Source organism: Streptomyces xiaopingdaonensis, from assembly GCF_000262345.1.
GTDB classification, from domain to species: Bacteria; Actinomycetota; Actinomycetes; order Streptomycetales; family Streptomycetaceae; genus Streptomyces; species Streptomyces xiaopingdaonensis.
In genome coordinates this window covers 1-3,863 of record NZ_AJTQ01000166.1, presented here as the reverse complement: position 1 = coordinate 3,863, position 3,863 = coordinate 1, and the positions used below count along the sequence as shown (strand labels likewise).

Genomic DNA, 3,863 nt, shown 5'->3' with positions numbered 1-3,863 from the left:
CGGGGGCGCCCGCCGCTCTTCCCGTTGCATTCTCGCGGGACTCCACGCCCGCATGTGCGCCTCTCATCTCCCCGGCCATGAACCGATCTTAGGCGCGGTCGGCGCCCGCCGCCGTGACCTGGGCCGCAGAGTTACACGTACGAGTAACCCCGAACCGTCCCACCGCACCCGAAAGTGCCGGTGGAGAGGGGGTTGCTCGGTGCCGGCTTCGTCCCTTCGGGGCATGTGTGCCTGAATGCGCCTACGTCGGCGGGGAGTTCCGGTACGGGCGCACGCCGGTGCGGATACGTACGGTGAAGGCCGCCGCGGGGCCCGGCGATACGAGCGTGCGCCGGCGTACACCGGACGCACCGCCCGGGAGCGGGAGTTGACGGTAGTGGCCGTCATGGCGCCCGCTCAGGGGTGCGTCATCCGCAGGACGTCCAGCGCCTCGTCGAGCTGCTCCAACGTGATCTCCCCGCGCTCGACGTACCCCGCCTCCAGGACCGCGTCGCGGATCGTCATGCGTGCGGCGAGGGCCTTCTTGGCGACGGCGGCGGCGTTCTCGTAGCCGAGGTACTTGTTGAGCGGTGTCACCACGGACGGGGAGGACTCGGCGTACTCCCTGGCGCGTTCCGCGTCGGCCGTGATGCCGTCGACGGTGCGGTCGGCGAGGAGCGTCGCCGCGTTGGCGAGCAGGCGCACCGACTCCAGGAGGTTCTTCCCCATCACGGGGAGCATGACGTTGAGTTCGAAGTTGCCGGCGGCCCCCGCCGCTGCGACCGTCGCGTCGTTCCCCGTGACCTGGGCGGCGACCATGAGCACCGCCTCCGGGATCACCGGGTTGACCTTGCCCGGCATGATCGAGGAACCGGGTTGCAGGTCGGGCAGGGCGATCTCGGCGAGGCCCGTCCGCGGTCCCGAAGCCATCCACCGCAGGTCGTTGCAGATCTTCGTGAGGCCGACGGCCACCACCCGGAGCTGCCCCGACGTCTCCACCAGCGCGTCCCTGGCGCCCTGCGCCTCGAAGTGGTCGCGCGCCTCGGTGAAGGGCAGGTCCGTGGCGCGGGCCACTTCCTCGATCACCGAGGCCGAGAAGGCGGCCGGCGTGTTGATACCGGTGCCCACCGCCGTGCCGCCGAGCGGGAGTTCGGCGAGCCGGGGCAGCGCCGAGCGTAGCCGCTCCACCCCGTGCGAGACCTGCGCCGCGTACCCGCCGAACTCCTGGCCGAGCGTGACGGGTGTGGCGTCCATCAGGTGCGTGCGCCCCGACTTGACGACGCCCTCGAACTCCGTGGCCTTGCGCCCCAGCGCCGCCGACAGGTGGTCGAGCGCCGGCAGCAGAACCCTCGTGACGGCGGCGGTCGCGGCGATGTGGATCGACGAAGGGAAGACATCGTTCGACGACTGGCTGGCGTTGACGTGGTCGTTGGGGTGGACGGGCGAGCCGAGCCGCTCGGACGCCAGCGTGGCCACGACCTCGTTCATGTTCATGTTGGACGAGGTGCCCGAGCCCGTCTGGAAGACGTCGATCGGGAACTCCGCGTCCCACCGCCCGGTGGCGACCTCCTCGGCCGCCTCGCGCACCGCCTCGGCCAACTCGCCGTCGAGCACCCCGAGCCGCCCGTTGACCACGGCCGCCGCCGCCTTGATCCGTGCCAGTGCCTCGATGTGCGCGCGCTCCAGGCGCTGCCCGGAGATCGGGAAGTTCTCCACGGCCCGCTGCGTCTGGGCCCGCCACTTCGCCGCGGCCGGGACCTTCACCTCGCCCATGGAATCGTGTTCGACGCGGTACTCCGTGCTGTCGCTCATCGTGCGTACACCTCCATGGTCGTCAGCGTCGTGCACGCGGCCGCGCATTCCCCGGATGCGTCACCGTGTCGCGGTGGGGTCAGCCGCTCGCGGGGCCGGGCTCCGCCGGGGCGGAGGTGAGCACTTCGTCGGCGGCGCGGGCGGTGAGGGCTTGGGTGAACCAGTGGCTGAGGAGGTGGGTGTCGTGGCAGGTGGTGAGGTGGTGGTGTTGGGTTTGGGTGAGGGGGATGTTGCGGGCGTCGAGGAGCTGGAGGAGCTGCTCGATCTGCGTCTGCAGGCGGCCTTCGTCCCTCAGGCCCTCCGCCACGAAGCCGCGGAGTTCGAAGAGTCCTGAGCTCATGAGCTTCCTCCAGTGGTCGGCGGCCGTGGGGGAGTCGGCGAGGCCGCTTGCTGTGAAGTCTGCGTAGACGGTGACGGCGTCGTCGTCTTCGGTCTTCTTCAGGGCTGCTGCGAGCACGTCCAGTATTTCACCGATGCGCGGGTCGCTGCTGTGCGTCAGTGCCGAGAAGAGCGTCAGCGGGAGGTCGGCGGCCGCCTGCTCGACGTCGGTGATGAAGGGGACGTTGTCCGGGCCCAGGACGAAGGGCGTGAGCTGGAGGTTGGCCCCGGCGGGGTGGCCGATGCGGAAGGGGCCGGCTGCCCAGCGCGCGGTCGCGCGGTCGCGGCAGAGGACGAGCAGGACGGGGCGGTGGTCGCGGTACCTGTTGGCGAGGTAAGCGAGGTAGTACGCCCAACTACGGGCCTTCTCCGGATCGTCCGCGGTCTGGGACTCGACGGCGAGCAGGTAGCCCCGTCCGTCGGGCCCGTCGAGCCGGAGCAGTGTGTCGACGCGGCGCTCGATCGGCCTCACCTCGGTGAGGTCGCAGTTCACGTCGGAGACGACCGTCGCGCCCGGCTCGGGGAGGCCGAGGAGCGCGAAGGCACGGCCGAAGAGCTCGGGGAACTGCCGGAAGGCCCGATGGAGCGCCTCGTGAGGCGAGTTGACCATGGAGACGACGCTACGCAGGCTTCCGCAGGCGCCATGCTCGTATGCCCGGTGGTTCACTCGCACGTGTGGATTGCGGGTCGAGGGGCGGCACCCGCCCCTCGACGCCGCTTCAGGCCCCCTGGCGTACGGGGATCGACGTGACGAACGGCTGCTCGGGCGCCGGTTCTGCGAAGAAGTCGTTGCCCTTGTCGTCGACGACGATGAAGGCGGGGAACTCCTCGACCTCGATCCGCCAGACCGCCTCCATGCCGAGCTCCTCGTACTCGAGTACCTCGACCTTCTTGATGCAGTCCTGTGCGAGGCGCGCCGCAGGCCCGCCGATGGAGCCGAGGTAGAAACCCCCGTGGGCGGCGCACGCGTCGGTGACCTGCTTGCTCCGGTTGCCCTTGGCGAGCATCACCAGCGAGCCGCCCGCCGCCTGGAACTGCTCGACGTACGCGTCCATCCGGCCGGCGGTCGTCGGCCCGAACGAGCCCGACGCATAGCCCTCGGGCGTCTTGGCGGGTCCCGCGTAGTAGACCGGGTGGTCCTTGAGGTACTGCGGCAGCTCGTCGCCCGCGTCGAGCCGCTCCTTGATCTTGGCGTGCGCGATGTCGCGGGCCACGACGAGGGTGCCGGTGAGCGAGAGCCGCGTCTTGACGGGGTGCTTGGAGAGTTCCGCGCGGATCTCCTCCATGGGACGGCCGAGGTCGATGGCGACGGAGTCGAGGTCGGCGCCCGCGCCTTCGGTGAGCTGCGCGTCGGTGGTCTCGGGGAGGAAGCGGGCCGGGTCCGTCTCCAGCTCCTCCAGGAAGACGCCCTCCGCGGTGATCTTCGCCTTCGCCTGCCGGTCGGCCGAGCAGGAGACGGCGATCGCCACGGGGCAGGAGGCGCCGTGCCGCGGAAGGCGGACGACGCGGACGTCGTGGCAGAAGTACTTGCCGCCGAACTGCGCACCGATGCCGATCTGCTGCGTCAGCTCGAAGACCTGCTCCTCCAACTCCCTGTCGCGGAAGCCGTGGCCGCTGGGGGAGCCCTCGCCGGGGAGTTCGTCGAGGTAGTGGGCGGAGGCGTACTTGGCGGTCTTGAGCGCGAACTCCGCGCT

3 protein-coding genes are annotated in these 3,863 nt (G+C 70.6%); all 3 read right to left on the bottom strand.

Annotated elements, in window-relative coordinates:
• Positions 1 to 396: 396 nt before the first annotated feature.
• Positions 397 to 1,791, bottom strand: a complete 1,395-nt coding sequence (locus UWG_RS0113190) for a class II fumarate hydratase (protein ID WP_016907684.1) — start codon at positions 1,789 to 1,791, stop codon at positions 397 to 399.
• Positions 1,792 to 1,870: 79 nt separating this feature from the next.
• Positions 1,871 to 2,779, bottom strand: a complete 909-nt coding sequence (locus tag UWG_RS0113185; RefSeq protein WP_016907683.1) for a hypothetical protein — start codon at positions 2,777 to 2,779, stop codon at positions 1,871 to 1,873.
• Between the two features lie 109 nt (positions 2,780 to 2,888).
• The coding region (locus UWG_RS30000; protein ID WP_016907682.1) for a FumA C-terminus/TtdB family hydratase beta subunit at positions 2,889 to 3,863 on the bottom strand (975 nt) is incomplete at its 5' end.

Bases quoted from the DNA above. Each gene is read 5' to 3' on its own strand.
- UWG_RS0113185 (WP_016907683.1), bottom strand. From the start codon at position 2,779: ATGGTCAACTCGCCTCACGAGGCGCTCCATCGGGCCTTCCGGCAGTTC.
- UWG_RS0113190 (WP_016907684.1), bottom strand. From the start codon at position 1,791: ATGAGCGACAGCACGGAGTACCGCGTCGAACACGATTCCATGGGCGAG.